This is a genomic window from Bacillus sp. cl95 (assembly GCF_900115925.1).
Classification (GTDB): domain Bacteria; phylum Bacillota; class Bacilli; order Bacillales; family Cytobacillaceae; genus Neobacillus_A.
This window is the reverse complement of sequence record NZ_FOYF01000001.1, coordinates 574,429-588,913: the sequence shown is the minus strand read 5'-3', so window position 1 is coordinate 588,913 and position 14,485 is coordinate 574,429. Positions and strand designations below refer to the sequence as shown.

The 14,485-nt window shown below is 36.7% G+C and carries 17 protein-coding genes; 16 read left to right on the top strand and 1 reads right to left on the bottom strand.

Annotated elements, in window-relative coordinates; genetic code table 11:
* Positions 1–68: 68 nt before the first annotated feature.
* Positions 69–281, top strand: coding sequence for a hypothetical protein (locus BMZ31_RS02970; protein WP_090830233.1), 213 nt, complete (start codon positions 69–71; stop codon positions 279–281).
* Between the two features lie 98 nt (positions 282–379).
* Positions 380–1,144 carry a 2,4-dienoyl-CoA reductase gene (gene fadH, locus BMZ31_RS02965; RefSeq protein ID WP_090830232.1) on the top strand — a complete coding sequence of 255 codons (765 nt, stop codon included), beginning with the start codon at positions 380–382 and terminating at the stop codon, positions 1,142–1,144.
* A 227-nt stretch (positions 1,145–1,371) separates the two neighbouring features.
* Here fadH and BMZ31_RS02960 read toward each other — a convergent pair whose 3' ends face one another.
* A complete protein-coding gene (locus tag BMZ31_RS02960; protein ID WP_090830231.1) occupies positions 1,372–2,244 on the bottom strand; it encodes a C39 family peptidase in 873 nt (290 codons plus the stop codon).
* Positions 2,245–2,397: 153 nt separating this feature from the next.
* On the opposite strand from BMZ31_RS02960, the gene BMZ31_RS02955 reads away from it, so the two are divergent.
* From BMZ31_RS02955 to BMZ31_RS02890, 14 genes are all read left to right on the top strand, one after another.
* Complete coding sequence (locus tag BMZ31_RS02955; protein ID WP_090830230.1) at positions 2,398–3,612, top strand: EAL domain-containing protein; 1,215 nt, start codon at positions 2,398–2,400, stop codon at positions 3,610–3,612.
* An 84-nt stretch (positions 3,613–3,696) separates the two neighbouring features.
* Positions 3,697–3,927 (top strand): hypothetical protein, encoded by a 231-nt coding sequence (locus BMZ31_RS02950; RefSeq protein ID WP_090830229.1) that lies wholly within the window; start codon positions 3,697–3,699, stop codon positions 3,925–3,927.
* Between the two features lie 298 nt (positions 3,928–4,225).
* On the top strand, positions 4,226–4,903 hold the full coding sequence (locus tag BMZ31_RS02945) for a DUF3993 domain-containing protein (protein ID WP_175477978.1): 678 nt from the start codon (positions 4,226–4,228) through the stop codon (positions 4,901–4,903).
* 236 nt (positions 4,904–5,139) lie between these two features.
* Complete coding sequence (locus BMZ31_RS02940) at positions 5,140–5,376, top strand: YkuJ family protein (RefSeq protein ID WP_090830227.1); 237 nt, start codon at positions 5,140–5,142, stop codon at positions 5,374–5,376.
* A gap of 141 nt (positions 5,377–5,517) precedes the next feature.
* Positions 5,518–5,952 carry a cyclic-di-AMP-binding protein CbpB gene (cbpB, locus tag BMZ31_RS02935; RefSeq protein ID WP_090830226.1) on the top strand — a complete coding sequence of 145 codons (435 nt, stop codon included), beginning with the start codon at positions 5,518–5,520 and terminating at the stop codon, positions 5,950–5,952.
* Positions 5,953–6,081: 129 nt separating this feature from the next.
* A complete protein-coding gene (locus BMZ31_RS02930; RefSeq protein WP_090830670.1) occupies positions 6,082–7,548 on the top strand; it encodes an MDR family MFS transporter in 1,467 nt (488 codons plus the stop codon).
* Positions 7,549–7,609: 61 nt separating this feature from the next.
* Complete coding sequence (locus BMZ31_RS02925; protein WP_090830225.1) at positions 7,610–8,485, top strand: LysR family transcriptional regulator; 876 nt, start codon at positions 7,610–7,612, stop codon at positions 8,483–8,485.
* Positions 8,486–8,586: 101 nt separating this feature from the next.
* Complete coding sequence (gene dapD / locus BMZ31_RS02920; protein WP_090830224.1) at positions 8,587–9,297, top strand: 2,3,4,5-tetrahydropyridine-2,6-dicarboxylate N-acetyltransferase; 711 nt, start codon at positions 8,587–8,589, stop codon at positions 9,295–9,297.
* 183 nt (positions 9,298–9,480) lie between these two features.
* On the top strand, positions 9,481–10,599 hold the full coding sequence (locus BMZ31_RS02915) for an N-acetyldiaminopimelate deacetylase (protein WP_090830223.1): 1,119 nt from the start codon (positions 9,481–9,483) through the stop codon (positions 10,597–10,599).
* Between the two features lie 156 nt (positions 10,600–10,755).
* The gene (locus BMZ31_RS02910; RefSeq protein ID WP_090830222.1) at positions 10,756–11,298 is read left to right on the top strand and encodes a peroxiredoxin; all 543 of its coding nucleotides are present in this window, start codon (positions 10,756–10,758) and stop codon (positions 11,296–11,298) included.
* Between the two features lie 81 nt (positions 11,299–11,379).
* Positions 11,380–11,835 (top strand): TlpA family protein disulfide reductase, encoded by a 456-nt coding sequence (locus BMZ31_RS02905; protein WP_090830221.1) that lies wholly within the window; start codon positions 11,380–11,382, stop codon positions 11,833–11,835.
* A 142-nt stretch (positions 11,836–11,977) separates the two neighbouring features.
* Positions 11,978–12,892, top strand: a complete 915-nt coding sequence (locus tag BMZ31_RS02900; protein ID WP_090830220.1) for a DUF4349 domain-containing protein — start codon at positions 11,978–11,980, stop codon at positions 12,890–12,892.
* 111 nt (positions 12,893–13,003) lie between these two features.
* Complete coding sequence (locus BMZ31_RS02895) at positions 13,004–13,663, top strand: potassium channel family protein (protein ID WP_175477977.1); 660 nt, start codon at positions 13,004–13,006, stop codon at positions 13,661–13,663.
* A gap of 124 nt (positions 13,664–13,787) precedes the next feature.
* A complete protein-coding gene (locus tag BMZ31_RS02890) occupies positions 13,788–14,384 on the top strand; it encodes an HXXEE domain-containing protein (RefSeq protein WP_368086627.1) in 597 nt (198 codons plus the stop codon).
* Positions 14,385–14,485: the final 101 nt, after the last annotated feature.

Below are 14,485 nucleotides of genomic sequence, written 5' to 3'. Positions count from 1 at the left end.
TAATACAGTTAGAATTCAAAAATAGAAACGAATACTCGGCAGTCCGGTATTGGGAATAGGAGCACTAAATGATAAAAGATGATGGCAAGAAAAAGAGTATGATGTTCATACCAGTCAGAAATGGAATGATTAAAGTTCATATTTTTGGATTTCACTTTCCTGGTTCTTGGGGAAAAGTATTTGCAAAATTAAACGGTAAGGAAGTCAGCTCGGTAGGAACTGAAAGAAAGAAGACAATTATCCAGTGTTTATCTAAGCTACATAGTACTTTATCTAGTTAAATAAAAGAGTATATTATAATTAACTAACTTAATTGTTCGAAAATTCTCTAATTAATGATAAAATAGAAATGAACGATCATTCATTTGGGGGGATATTGATGAAGGATAAAGTCGTAATCGTCACAGGCGGCTCAAGCGGAATGGGAAAATACATGGCTAAGAAATTCGCAGATGTTGGTGCAAAAGTTGTCATAACAGGAAGGACACCAGAAAAATTAGAAGCTGCAATGGCGGATATTACTGAAAATCAGGAAAACATCCTAGCAATTCAAATGGATGTGAGGGAAATTGAAGATGTCAAAAGAATGATCAAGGAAACATGTGATCGCTTTGGTCAAATCGATTACCTTGTCAATAATGCAGCTGGAAATTTTATTTGCCCTGCCGAGAAATTGAGCGCCAATGGCTGGAACTCAGTTATTAATATCGTATTGAACGGTACTTTCTACTGCAGTAGTGAAGTAGGGAAGTACTGGATTGAGAAAGGCATAAAGGGAAGTATCATCAATATGGTTGCTACATACGCATGGGATGCAGGTGCTGGAGTCATCCATTCTGCGGCTGCAAAAGCTGGTGTATTGTCGATGACTCGTACGCTTGCAGTTGAATGGGGTAGGAAATATGGTATCCGTGTGAATGCCATTGCACCAGGTCCTATTGAAAGGACGGGTGGTGCAGATAAATTATGGGAATCTGAAGAGGCAGCAAAAAGAACACTTGCAAGCGTACCTCTTGGCAGGCTTGGGAAACCAGAAGAAATTGCTGAGCTTGCTCATTTCTTATTCTCCGACGGTGCGGCTTACATCAATGGTGAATGTATTACAATGGACGGAGGCCAATGGCTTAATCAATTTCCTTTTTAAATAAGGCTCTTTTCGAAAACTTTATTGTTATTGGTTTCTGAAACCTTAGGAATTTAGCTTTGAGAATTTTATATTAAGGAAAAGGGCACGAAATAAGAATCTATACGTGTTGTTCCATTTTTCGTAAAAGCAACAATCAATGCGAAAACAGCCTTAAATAATCGCAAGAGGTCAATGTTCATTGGAACTCCTTGAACAAAAGTAAGGGGTGAATAGAAAAACTCTATTCACCCCTTTTTATAGCTAACTGCACGACTTTTAAGTGCTTTCCAAGAATCGATAAATTGTTGTTTTCCTACTTTGACTTGTTTTCTGCCCGATAAAGGATCGTTAAGATAGACGAAGTCCTTATCGTAGCCAACTAGAACAACTGCATGCAAGTCTAAAGGAGTTTTAATGAATTTTTGACCATGGTACCATGATTCCCACCTGTCGGGAAGCCTAAAGTCTCCTGTTGTCCATACCACAACTGGATAGCCTTCAGATACATGTGTCAGTACTTCTTCGAATTTTTTGTTTGTTAGGTTTACAGACCTTCCGGGCATATACTGTTCAATTAATGCTATCATCGGCTTATCGAAAACAGCGTACCCGGCTCTCTTACCTGTCATATCCCCGACGAAACCTACATCAGGGTCACCCCATTTTAATATGTCTCCACGTTGGGACCTCACTAATGGATCATTGTCTTTTTGTACTTTTTGATATAACTCCATTTTAGATGTTTTTACTCCTGCATACTGAAGCATCATAGCCAAGCTTGTGACTTCACAACCATATTTTAGTTCAGGGTTTTGCTTAATGAGTACAACATCTAATAATTGATTTGATTTTACGACTGGTTTTGCCTCATTGAGTTTTTGAATTGGGACCGATGAGACATTATCTAATAGGTCTTTTGATGATTCTGTTTTAGGAGAAGCTGTGTTATTTATTTTTGTCTCTCGCATACTTTCCAAATCAGAATTAGTCTCAGTTTTATTGGTAACATGACTCGTTTTTACTGTATTGTATTTGATCGTCTCTGCCGGGGGCTCACTGTTGGAATGGCTGCATCCAAGTAAAGGGAAGAGAGCGGCCAGAACGTGTAATTTATTCATCAACTCGTCCTCCTTTGTTTGGGCCGTACTTTAGGTTGTGAGTTAAGAAAAATTGTATAACAACATTCTTTTGGCAATGGCGCCACATAAGACAGGAAGGTTTTGGCACACATATGCTATAATTGGTTCAAATAGAAAATTGGAGGAATCGACATGGATGCACTGGACATTCTTACAAATCTAGAAAATGTCGTTCCCTTTTTTCAGCCAATTTTCAGTGCGGATGAGCATCTAGTAATTGGATATGAAATTTTGGGAAGGTATTGTAAAGATGGAGACATCATGAGTCTTGGACCGTTTTTTCAAGATGAGCAAATACCTGAAGAGTACCGTATAGAGGTCGATCAATTAGTTTTGTTGAAAGCCCTTCAAAAAGCCGTAGATCAAGAAAATAACGATTTGCTTTTTGTGAACAAGGATGCGTCATTACTGATGTATGATGATGGTGAAAGTTTTTTACAGACATTGCTATTATTTCAGGATAAGGGAATTCAATTAGACAGAATTGTACTCGAAATCAATGACAGTAAATTTGATGGGGAACATGATCAACTCGATCATCTACTTAATTACTATCGTACTTTTGGCATCAAGATAGCTATTGCAAAAATGGGGAATGACAGAAGTCATCTCGACCGAATTGGTCAACTTGAACCAGATATCTTGAAAGTAAATCTTAGTGCTCTCAGATCTTCAACTACTGCGAGCAATTTCCAAGATATTGTTTATACGTTAGCTTTACTGGCACGTAAAATAGGTGCTACATTGCTTTTTGAAAATATTGAGATGTCCTTTCAGCTTCAATTTGCTTGGAAAAAAGGCGGTAGATACTATCAAGGATATTACTTAGCTACACCAACAGGTGATTTTGTCGATCCATCTTTGGTGAAGGATCGTTTAAAAGGTAAATTTCACGATTTTATTAATCATGAAAAGAAGAAACTTGAAACAATCTATTCAACAGCGACGGCTTTCCATAATATCGTACTTGAATTAGCAAATAAGTATAAAAAGCAAGTTGGCTATGAAGAACTTTTTAAACACTTGATGAGGGAAATGAATGATGTTGCATTCAGAATGTACGTTTGTGACGTAGATGGTTTTCAGATTTCACCTAATTTCTTTAAATCGCAAAGTGGATGGGTAGTACAGCAGGAATATGTACAAAAGAATTGGAGTTGGCGTCCGTACTTTCTTGAAAATATAGTTAAGATGAAATATGAGAAGAAAGGATTGTTATCTGATCTTTATAGTGACATTGAAACCGGAGAGACCGTAAGAACATTTTCATTTCCAATTTCTGTTTCAGATTTCTTATTTATTGATATTTCATATACGTATTTGTTTGAACATGAAGGGTTATTATAACCCTTTTTTTATTTCCCGCATAGAAAGTGTTCCAAAGTGGAAATTTATAATCATTAAGACTTTCCTTGAAGGAGAGGAAAATAAATGGATTTTCTCATGATTTCATTGTTAATTGTAGCTGCCATCTTAGTGTTCTCATTAATTTATACATGGCAGCTTGCCAGACGACAAAAAGCAGTGGATGTGATCGATTCGGCTATTCCTAAGGCGGTTCAAGCACATTCTTATTTAAGCAATCCAATTTTTCTATCGTATGGCATCTTTTTTGCTCTGTTGTTACTGATTATTGTGTTTGTCAGTATCTATTTCTTCTAGGTCTCCTTTTTAGGAGGCTTTTTTTAATTGCATTACTAACTACTGTTGATTACTTATTTAATTTCGTTAGAATCGTCTTCCTTTTTTTAAAAAAATCTAGGTAATCAGAACTGTTTTTGTACTATGCGATGATGAAAGAAGTTAATTCAATATCGAATGGGGTAGAAAGATGATATAGAAAGAATTTATTGTCATAACATGTGATTAAAGGACGAAATCTTTTTAAAACCATGTAACACAAATGTTGGTAAAATGTAATGTATCACGTATAGAAAATATTTGCATAGGGGGAAAGAACATGAAAAAATGGACGTTGCTATTATTCCTGTTACTACTAATGAGCCCGCTGACAACCAATGCTGAAGCAAATAATAATGATCTTTCCAGTCGAAAAGAAGTCCTTTCATTCCTTAAAGGGGCTTTCGAGGCACAAGTATCCCTGAGTGAAAAAGAGAGAGGAATGGATGAAATACATGGAATTCTTTCTCCTTATTTTACAAAGAATTACGAAACAATCTTTTTAAAAGAAAATCTAGTTCATGAGAATGGAAAATATATGACTTACGGATCTGATTTTGCTCGGTATTTCATCCCGTTTTTTCAATTCTCGGATGAAACAAAAATAGTGATTTTACCAGATGAAATTTTTGTTTATGAATACTTTGAAGGTAATAAAGAAGGCCCCGTAGAGTACGAAAGCCATTATGAAGGAATTCGTCTTACTAAAGACAAAGGTAAATGGAAAGTGGATGAATATCTGGATAAGGATATTCCAAACCGAATTATCGAATTGGAACAGAATGTGGAAGTTGAGAAAAACAAAGTCAAGACAACTGAGGTAACTCAAAATCCATCATTGTTCAATCCTCTCTCTGCACTTTTACAATTTGGAGCAATATTTAATGATTACAGTCCTAAAAAATTCTACATGGCTTTCCACCATCCTGATTTTAGGGAACAAGTCGCTTTTCGATAATACCCATTTTAAGACCGCCTTAATGGTTCTTTTATAAGGCGGTTTTTATATGAATAAAAATAAAATATATACCAATCTTAAGATTTTACTTGTACAAATGGCTTACCTTATTTTATTCTGTTAATATTGGCATTCGCAGAATGATGAAAGAAAAGATTCTGAATTTAGGATAAAAAAATGCCAAAAGTGAAAACTACTAACAGAATGTTTGTTTTTCGTTTGAAAGGAGATGGAGCATGTCACAGCTTCAGGGTATATTAACTCGTTTAAAAAACCTTCAGGAACAATCCAATGGAGGTGAACCAGCACAACGTTACTTCGAAGTGGATGGTCAAAGAAAGTGTCAAGTTACTTATCATCCAAAAACAGCTACGTTCGAGCTGGAAGTTTATAATGAAAAAGAAAAACCAAAGCGTTATCAGTTCGACAACATGGACATGATTACAATTGAAATTTTTGACTTAATTCAATAAATAATCAAAGAAGGAACCCTAAATAGGTTCCTTTTTCCTTTAGATTGAGTAAATATTATTAAAAGATGAAAATTAAGCGGTCCATAGGAATTTATGATAAGATGGATTTGCTGGCAAAACAAAAATGAGGGGTTTTCTGTAATGGTAAGTCTTCATAGTGAAGAATTTTTGCAATTAAGTATTCCCGATCTAATGATACCGTCAGAGCGTGTTGCGCATGTCCAATTAGGTAATAATTTAGAGCATGCATTATTAGTTTTAACAAAAAGCGGTTATACGGCGATTCCAGTCTTAGATCCTTTTTATAAATTGCATGGACTACTGAGCACACCTATGATTATGGATTCCATTTTGGGGATCGAACGTATTGAGTTTGAAAAGCTTGAAGAAAAACGTGTGGAAGAAATTATGAACGCTTCAGTTCCGAGGCTGAATATTAATGCAGATTTTAAAGCTTGCCTTGAACTTCTCATCGACCATCCATTTGTATGTATGGAAAATGATGAAGGAGTTTTTGAAGGAATTTTGACAAGGCGGACGGTACTAAATCAGTTGGAAAAACACATTAGCAAGTGATTGAGTTAGAGCTCCCTGTTGGGGGCTCTTTTCACAAACTGAACGAGATAGGAGTTGAAACATTTGGGAGATGTTCTGAATGAAAAAGAAAATCGTAAACGGAACGAATTAAACCGTCCGCTTATTCTGATGACAGTTATGCTAGTCATGTTTATGGGAGCAATCGAAGCAACCATTGTTTCAACGGCTATGCCGGCTATTGTTGGTGATTTGGGTGGTTTTAGCTTATATAGCTGGGTATTTTCAGCCTACTTATTAATGAATGCAGTAACAGTTTTGATTTATGGGAAATTGTCCGATATATATGGTCGAAAGCCAATCTTGACGATTGGTATTGTTTTTTTTCTGATTGGTTCGATTTTATGTGGTTTTGCGCAATCGATGGAGATGTTGATCATATTTCGTTTTATTCAAGGATTTGGGGCAGGTGCAGTTACCTCTATTGCTACGACCATAGTAGGCGATATTTATACGAAGGAAGAAAGAGCAAATATTCAGGGTTATTTAGCTAGTGTTTGGGGAATTTCTGCCATTAGCGGTCCGGCACTTGGGGCGTTAATTGTTGAATACGCAAGCTGGCATTATGTATTCTGGATCAATATCCCGTTAGGCTTATTGGCGATTGTAGGGTTATGGTTGTTCTTCCACGAACGTGTGGAGAAGAAGAAAATTACAATCAATCATAAGAGTGCTCTATTCTTAACGATTTCCATCTCAACTTCAATGGTTATTTTAGTAGAAGGAGGAGGAAGGTGGCCTTGGCTTTCCTTTGAGACTCTCAGTTTATTGGGAATTAGTATAGTGACACTTTTCGTATTTATGATCTTTGAGAAAAAGTCCCTTGAACCTATGGTTCCCTTCACTTTATGGAAAAACAGAGCCATTAGGATTGCAAATCTAGCTTCACTTACAACCGGTATGATGCTAATTGGCATATCTAGTTTCTTGCCAGCCTACGTCCAAGGCGTGATGGGGCGCTCCCCTTTAATCGCTGGCTTCACCTTAACGGCAATGTCCATTGGATGGCCAATCGCCTCTACCTTAGCAGGAAAAATGCTAATCAAGTGGGGTTATCGTTATACGTGTTTATTAGGAGGAGCAGCACTAATCATTGGAAGTAGCCTCTTTTTATTAATAGCACCAACTGGTGGACCGATATGGTTAGCATTGGGCTCGTTCATTGTAGGCATAGGAATGGGGTTAACAACAACATCTTTCGTGGTATCCATACAAAGCTCGGTATCGTGGCAAGAAAGAGGTATTGCTACGGCGTCAAACATGTTTATGCGCAATCTGGGTAACACGATGGGAGCTGCTATATTCGGGGGTATATTAAATTTCCGTTTAAGAAGTTATCTACAAAAGGAACATGAATCCGAGATAAGTCAACAGGAGTTATCAGTTGACTCCGTTAATCTTTTGCTTAATAAATCAAAAAGAATCCGAATTCCAATAGAGATTAGGGAAATCCTTCAGGATGGCCTAACCGTCGGGTTGAAAACGGTATTTGCATCAGTCTTTTTATTAGCGATTATTAGTCTTATATTGATTTTCTTTCTCCCAAAAAACAGAAACTTGAGGAAAAAGCTTAGTTGAATGATAATGAAAATTCAGTCAATATCTATTATAATATAAGAAAAACTATAAAGAGGGATGTATGTCATCATTATCTGAATTTCAATTATTATCGATTCTTGCACAGGAAATGAATATGAGAAAAGCTGCTGAAAGATTATTTGTCTCCCAGCCTGCTCTTTCACAAAGGTTACAAACGATAGAAAAAGACTGGGGCACAAAATTGTTTATCCGTTCACAAAAAGGATTGGCACTAACACCTGCAGGTGAGCATGTGATCGAATTTGTTAAAGATGTCCTCCTTAAAGAAGAGAAAGTAAGAGAGTCAATCCATTCCCTGCACGATGAAGTATCAGGAACACTGAAGATAGCCGTTGCTACAATCGTAGGTCAAAACTGGCTTCCTCAAGTGCTGAAGAAATTTATCGAACGCTATCCTCAGGTTAAGATTTCGCTTGTAACAGGTTGGAGTAGTGAAATTCTGAAGTCTCTATACGAGGATCATGTTCATATCGGTATCATCCGAGGGACACCAGATTGGAAAGGTGTTAAAATTCACTTGTTTGAAGATAGTTTATATCTAGTAGATAAGGAAATTAGCGAGCCTGATCAGGTGCTTAAAACGGACAGACCTTTTATTCAGTTTAAAAGTGACTCCAACTATTATCAAGAAATTCAAGATTGGTGGCAAGGACGCTTTCAGATGGCCCCTAAACGAACAGTTGTAGTTGATCAAATAGAAACATGCAAGCAAATGGCTTTCAATGGAATTGGTTATGCAATTTTGCCCGCGATTACTTTGAATGGTGCAGAAAAAGATATACATAAGATTCCGTTGCTTGATGAAAAAGATGAGCCTCTGAAAAGGGATACATGGCTTCTAGGATATGAATCTTCTTTTCAGTTAAGACAAGTACAGGCCTTTGCGGAGCTGATAAAAGAGTTTACCCCGCACTAAAATAGGAAATGATAAAAAGTGTTTTTATGACTGTTTATCTTGTTTTCAATGCTTTTGTTTGTTACAGTAATTTTGCGAATACATAAAAGGAGGAATTTACAATGAAAATGATGGATGCAAACGAAATTATTTCATTTATACAAAATAGTAAGAAATCTACTCCAGTAAAGGTTTATGTGAAAGGAAATCTTGAAGGACTTGATTTTGGAAGTAGTGCAAAAGCTTTTATCAATGGCAATACAGGGGTTGTTTTTGGGGAATGGTTAGAAATTCAAGAAACTCTTCAAGCAAATGAAGCTAAAATTGAAGATTATGTTGTTGAAAATGACCGCAGAAACTCAGCAATTCCTCTATTAGATATGAAAAATATCAAAGCTCGTATTGAGCCGGGTGCTATTATCCGAGACCAAGTAGAAATTGGAGACAATGCTGTTATCATGATGGGTGCGTCTATCAATATCGGCTCTGTTATCGGTGAAGGTACTATGATTGATATGAACGTAGTACTTGGAGGAAGAGCTACTGTAGGTAAGAATTGTCACATCGGAGCAGGTTCTGTCTTGGCTGGGGTAATCGAGCCACCTTCTGCAAAACCAGTTGTTGTCGAAGACGATGTTGTGATTGGTGCAAATGCTGTTGTTCTAGAAGGAGTAACTGTTGGAAAGGGAGCTGTAGTAGCTGCTGGAGCGATTGTCATTGATGATGTTCCTCCTTATACTGTGGTTGCAGGTACCCCTGCGAAAGTGATCAAACAAATTGATGAAAAAACAAAAGCTAAAACTGAAATCAAACAAGAGCTGCGTCAGCTATAATTATTAAACATCCAAGAAAGCGTGGAAGATTTCCACGCTTTCTTATACATATGGCTTTGTTATATTCTCTATGTTGTTCCTTGAATATATAATAAATTAATCAGTCGCAGACCCTAGTAAAGATCATCCATGTCGGTGATTAGAGCATACATAAAAATAAGTTCTTGTATGAGGAGAGGCAGTATGGAAACTTTTGTGAAGATTAGACGGGACCTTCATCAGATTCCGGAATTGGGTTTTAAAGAGTTTAAGACACAAGAGTATTTAATCAAATATCTGAGTTCATTGCCGCAAGGAAAGCTCACCATCAAAAAGTGGGAAACCGGATTATTTGTAAAAATTCATGGGTTAAATCCAAGCAAAACGATTGGTTATAGAACAGACATTGATGGTTTGCCCATTAGCGAAGAAACAGGGTTACCGTTTTCTTCTACTCATGATGGCAGAATGCACGCATGTGGTCATGATTTTCATATGAGTATCGCTCTCGGCCTAGTAACGCACTTTGTACAGAACCCTATTAAAGATGACTTATTATTTCTATTTCAACCTGCTGAGGAAGGTCCAGGCGGTGCTAAACCGATGCTTGAAACAGAAATTATGAAGGAATGGAAGCCGGATATGATTGTGGCATTACATATAGCTCCAGAATATCCTATCGGCACAGTTGCATTAAAAGAAGGATTACTTTTTGCCAATACTTCTGAATTATTTATTGACCTAAAAGGCAAAGGAGGACATGCTGCATATCCACATCGTACCAATGATATGGTCATTGCAGCTTGTTCATTAGTCAGCCAACTACAAACCATCGTCGCTAGAAATGTGGATCCTCTCGATAGTGCTGTCATCACCATCGGTAAAATAACAGGTGGGACCGTTCAGAATATCATCGCTGAAAATGCAAGGTTAGAAGGTACAATACGGACTATGTCTACTGAATCAATGGAAAAGGTTAAAGCCCGTATAGAAGCCTTAGTAGAGGGCGTAAAGGTTGGCTATGAATGTGATGTAAGGATAGATTATGGTTCCATGTATCACCAAGTATATAACAATCATGAATTGGCACGGGAGTTTATGGATTTCATCCATAATGATACAGAAATGAATTTAATCGAATGTAAAGAAGCAATGACTGGAGAAGATTTTGGTTATATGCTCGCTGAAATTCCTGGTTTCATGTTCTGGTTAGGGGTGGGTTCTGAGTATGGACTGCATCATTCCAAGCTCAATCCAGATGAAAATGCGATCTCTCAGGCAATTGATTTAATGATTAAATACATGAATCGACAAGGTAATTGAGAAAGTTAAGAAAATTTAGACGTTTTTGTTTGGTTCTGGAAAAATCTCATGGTAAAATTAATGTATGAAGACCGACAGAGTATGAAAAATATTTGCAACTTTTAAAAGAGAATTCCATAGTGGTTCTCATTAAATAAGATATTGGAGGGATTTTAAATGCCAGAACGTATGGTTGGAAAACAAGCTCCACGCTTTGAGATGGATGCTGTAATGAAGAACAAGGAATTCGGAAAAGTAAGCTTAGAAGAAAACATGGCTAATGATAAATGGACTGTCTTATTCTTCTACCCAATGGACTTCACTTTCGTTTGTCCTACTGAAATCACTGCACTTTCAGATCGTTTTGATGAGTTTGAAGATCTTGATGCTGAAGTAATCGGTGTTTCAACAGATACAGTGCATACTCACCTTGCTTGGATCAAAACAGATCGCAAAGAAAACGGTCTTGGAGATCTAAATTATCCATTAGCTGCAGATACAAACCACCTTGTTTCACGTGACTATGGAGTGCTAATTGAAGAAGAAGGTATTGCTCTTCGTGGTTTATTCATCATCAGCCCAGAAGGCGAATTGATGTATTCTGTTGTAAACCACAACAATATCGGTCGTGACGTTGATGAAACACTTCGCGTGCTTCAAGCATTACAAACAGGTGGACTTTGCCCTGCAAACTGGAGACCTGGACAAGCTACACTTTAATCATTAATTGACTCTGTATAATACAATTGACCTAACGAATAGTGTTAGGTCTTTTTCATAGTAACAATAGGAGGGTTCTTTATGAAATTACGTGAACAAATGCCAGAATTGAATGGTGTGACAGAATGGCTGAATGGGGAAGTTTCAAAAGAGGATTTAGTAGGGGACAAACCGACACTCATTCATTTCTGGTCGGTTAGCTGTTATCTTTGTAAAGAAGCGATGCCACAGGTGAATCAATTCCGCGATGACTTTAAAGACAAGTTAAATGTAGTAGCTGTACATATGCCTCGTTCGGAAGAGGATTTAAATATTGAGGAAATCAAGAAAAGTGCAGTAGAACATGGGATTAGTCAGCCGATTTTTGTTGATAGTGAAATGAAACTTTCTGACGCTTTCGAAAATCAATATGTTCCCGCTTATTATGTTTTCGATCGTGAAGGAAAATTACGCCATTTCCAAGCAGGTGGAAGCGGTATGAAGATGTTAGAAAAAAGAGTAACTAGAGTACTCGACGAAATGGAGAAAACAGAATAGCTAAAGATAGAAACTGGCCAATAAAATTGGTCAGTTTTTTTGTCTTCTACAAAAAAGTTAATGTTAGACTTTTTCAAGAGTAACCTTTTCATTTCAATATTCGTCGATATGTATATAGCCACGAATGGGAGCGTGAAGGTGAATGAGGTTCATAAAGCGAATGGTCAATCTTATATTATTGCTTTTCTTTATTACCGCTTGCAGTAGTGTTGACAATAGCGGAAGTAAGACTGAAGGGAGAAGCTCCGATTCGATCATGAAAGATGATAGTGGTGAGTCAAAGGCCAACACAAGCGACTCAGTAGCTATGAGTGAGGAATCATCAAAAAAAGAAGAAACCTCTATAGAGCAAGCCAATGTAAATAACCGTATGGTCATTTATGAAGCACAGCTTCATCTTCGTGTGAAAAACTTTGCAGGCACCTTAACATCTTTTGAGCAGATGACGAAGAAATATAGTGGGTATTTGGTAGAGTCTGATGTTGTTAAGGAAGAAGAAACGGTAAGTGGGACAATGACCATAAGGATACCAAACGAATATTTTCAAGAATTCCTAAATGCTGTTGAGGGGGAAGCAGCGGAAATATTGCAACGAAATGTCAATGGTAAAGACGTCACTGAGGAATTTGTCGATCTCGAATCAAGGCTCAAATCAAAACGGGTTGTTGAAGCAAGATTATTAGACTTTATGAAGACGGCAGAAAAAACAGAGGATCTTTTGCAAATCTCTTCAGATTTGGCAACGGTACAAGAAGAAATTGAACAAATCGTTGGTAAGATGAATTACTTGAAGAATCAAACTGCTTTTTCTACCATCACGATAACGTTTTTTGAGAATGAACTAACCGTTCCAAAATTAGATAATAAGGAACTAAATACATGGGAACGGACGAAAAAACAGTTTGTCACGAGCTTAAATTGGTTGATTTCTTTTATTTCCGGCATAGTCGTATTTTTTGTCGGGAATTTGCCAGTTATAATTGTTTTCACATTGATTGTGATAGTTGTTTATCTCTTCATTAAGAAAAGAAAGAGGAATTACAAAACACCTTCTTAAGAATCTTAATTATTTGAGAGATTAATCATACTTTTTTAAAGTAATGGTTTTTTAATAAATATGTTAAGATATACTCATGCTCTTTTAACATATATACCTGGAGGAATTTCTGTGAAAAAAGAATTTGCCGTAATAGGACTAGGGCGCTTTGGCGGCAGTATTTGCCGCGCTTTGGCAGAACAAGGCATGGAAGTAATGGCAATTGATAAAGACGAAGATAGAGTCAATGAGTTTGCCATGATTGCCTCGCATGCAGTGGTTGGTGATACTACGGATGAAACGGTATTAAAAGGTCTTGGAATACGTAATGTTGACCATGTTATTGTTGCAATCGGTGATGATATCCAGTCAAGTATCTTAACAACGTTAATTTTAAAGGAATTAGGTGTAAATCATATAACTGTAAAAGCTCAGAACGACTATCATGAGAAGGTTTTGCGTAAGATAGGTGCAGACCAAGTAGTGCATCCTGAACGTGATATGGGAAAAAGAATTGCCCATAATATCGTTTCCAATAATGTCCTTGATTACCTTGAACTTTCTGATGAACACAGCATTGTCGAAATCGTTGCTAGCGAAAAGCTCGATGGAAATTCAATTATAGGTCTCGACATTCGTGCAAAATACGGAATTAATATCGTTGCAATAAAAAGGGGAAGTGAAATCATCGTTTCTCCGCAAGCAAATGAGATCATCCATACAAAGGATCTATTAATCGTAATTGGAGCAGATGTAGACATCAACCGATTCGAGAGGAAGGTCATGGGATAAAATAAGCGATGAAGCCATAATGGCTTCTTTTTTTATGGCTAGGTTAAATAATTCCTTTGTTCAATTGGAGGCACAAGCCCCTTTCTTCCATTAATGAGATGAACTTTGACCAAGTTTCGTGGAAATGGACGAGACTTGTTTTCTGTACTCCAAGATGATTGTTTATTGTTTTCGTTTCTCAACGAATGCGACCTATGATACACTCGAATTATCAGAATTTACCAAATTAGCAACAAAGTGTATTCCGTTTAAGCGCAGGATACTTGAAGATGAAGCCTTCAAAATAGATAGGAGAAATTATATGGTATTTTTAGATGTTACCAATGCAATATGGTTATTTGTAATTATATTTATGCTCCACGATTTTGAAGAAATTATTTCTGTTGAGCATTGGGCAAATAACAACAAAAGTAAATTAAGTGAAAGAAACACTTGGATTAATCAAAGGATTTGGAGTTTTTGGAACGTTAATTCATATTCATTTGCCAAGAGAGATGTGGTAATCTTTATGGTTATGTCACTTATCACAGTAATTACTATTTTTAATTTACATCAAACTTGGAGTATCCACTTATACACTTCTTTCTTAGTATTCATTTTATTTCACAATGTCCTACATATTTTACAGACAATAATGCTAAGAACATATACACCAGGTTTATATACCGCGATACTCTTAGTTACACCGTACTCAATATTTTTACTGACAATAATAAATTGATTTACTATATTAAAGTGGAACTTTAATGGAACAAAGGAACTCCAAGAAAATATGGATTTCCCTTCCAATATTTCGAAATTCAACACGATCCATTAACATAG

Excerpts from the sequence above, each read along its gene's own strand:
- BMZ31_RS02970 (WP_090830233.1), top strand. The coding sequence starts at position 69 with ATGATAAAAGATGATGGCAAGAAAAAGAGTATGATGTTCATACCAGTC.
- fadH (WP_090830232.1), top strand. The coding sequence starts at position 380 with ATGAAGGATAAAGTCGTAATCGTCACAGGCGGCTCAAGCGGAATGGGA.
- BMZ31_RS02960 (WP_090830231.1), bottom strand. The coding sequence starts at position 2,244 with ATGAATAAATTACACGTTCTGGCCGCTCTCTTCCCTTTACTTGGATGC.
- BMZ31_RS02955 (WP_090830230.1), top strand. The coding sequence starts at position 2,398 with ATGGATGCACTGGACATTCTTACAAATCTAGAAAATGTCGTTCCCTTT.
- BMZ31_RS02950 (WP_090830229.1), top strand. The coding sequence starts at position 3,697 with ATGGATTTTCTCATGATTTCATTGTTAATTGTAGCTGCCATCTTAGTG.
- BMZ31_RS02945 (WP_175477978.1), top strand. The coding sequence starts at position 4,226 with ATGAAAAAATGGACGTTGCTATTATTCCTGTTACTACTAATGAGCCCG.
- BMZ31_RS02940 (WP_090830227.1), top strand. The coding sequence starts at position 5,140 with ATGTCACAGCTTCAGGGTATATTAACTCGTTTAAAAAACCTTCAGGAA.
- cbpB (WP_090830226.1), top strand. The coding sequence starts at position 5,518 with ATGGTAAGTCTTCATAGTGAAGAATTTTTGCAATTAAGTATTCCCGAT.
- BMZ31_RS02930 (WP_090830670.1), top strand. The coding sequence starts at position 6,082 with ATGACAGTTATGCTAGTCATGTTTATGGGAGCAATCGAAGCAACCATT.
- BMZ31_RS02925 (WP_090830225.1), top strand. The coding sequence starts at position 7,610 with ATGTCATCATTATCTGAATTTCAATTATTATCGATTCTTGCACAGGAA.
- dapD (WP_090830224.1), top strand. The coding sequence starts at position 8,587 with ATGAAAATGATGGATGCAAACGAAATTATTTCATTTATACAAAATAGT.
- BMZ31_RS02915 (WP_090830223.1), top strand. The coding sequence starts at position 9,481 with ATGGAAACTTTTGTGAAGATTAGACGGGACCTTCATCAGATTCCGGAA.
- BMZ31_RS02910 (WP_090830222.1), top strand. The coding sequence starts at position 10,756 with ATGCCAGAACGTATGGTTGGAAAACAAGCTCCACGCTTTGAGATGGAT.
- BMZ31_RS02905 (WP_090830221.1), top strand. The coding sequence starts at position 11,380 with ATGAAATTACGTGAACAAATGCCAGAATTGAATGGTGTGACAGAATGG.
- BMZ31_RS02900 (WP_090830220.1), top strand. The coding sequence starts at position 11,978 with ATGAGGTTCATAAAGCGAATGGTCAATCTTATATTATTGCTTTTCTTT.
- BMZ31_RS02890 (WP_368086627.1), top strand. The coding sequence starts at position 13,788 with ATGGACGAGACTTGTTTTCTGTACTCCAAGATGATTGTTTATTGTTTT.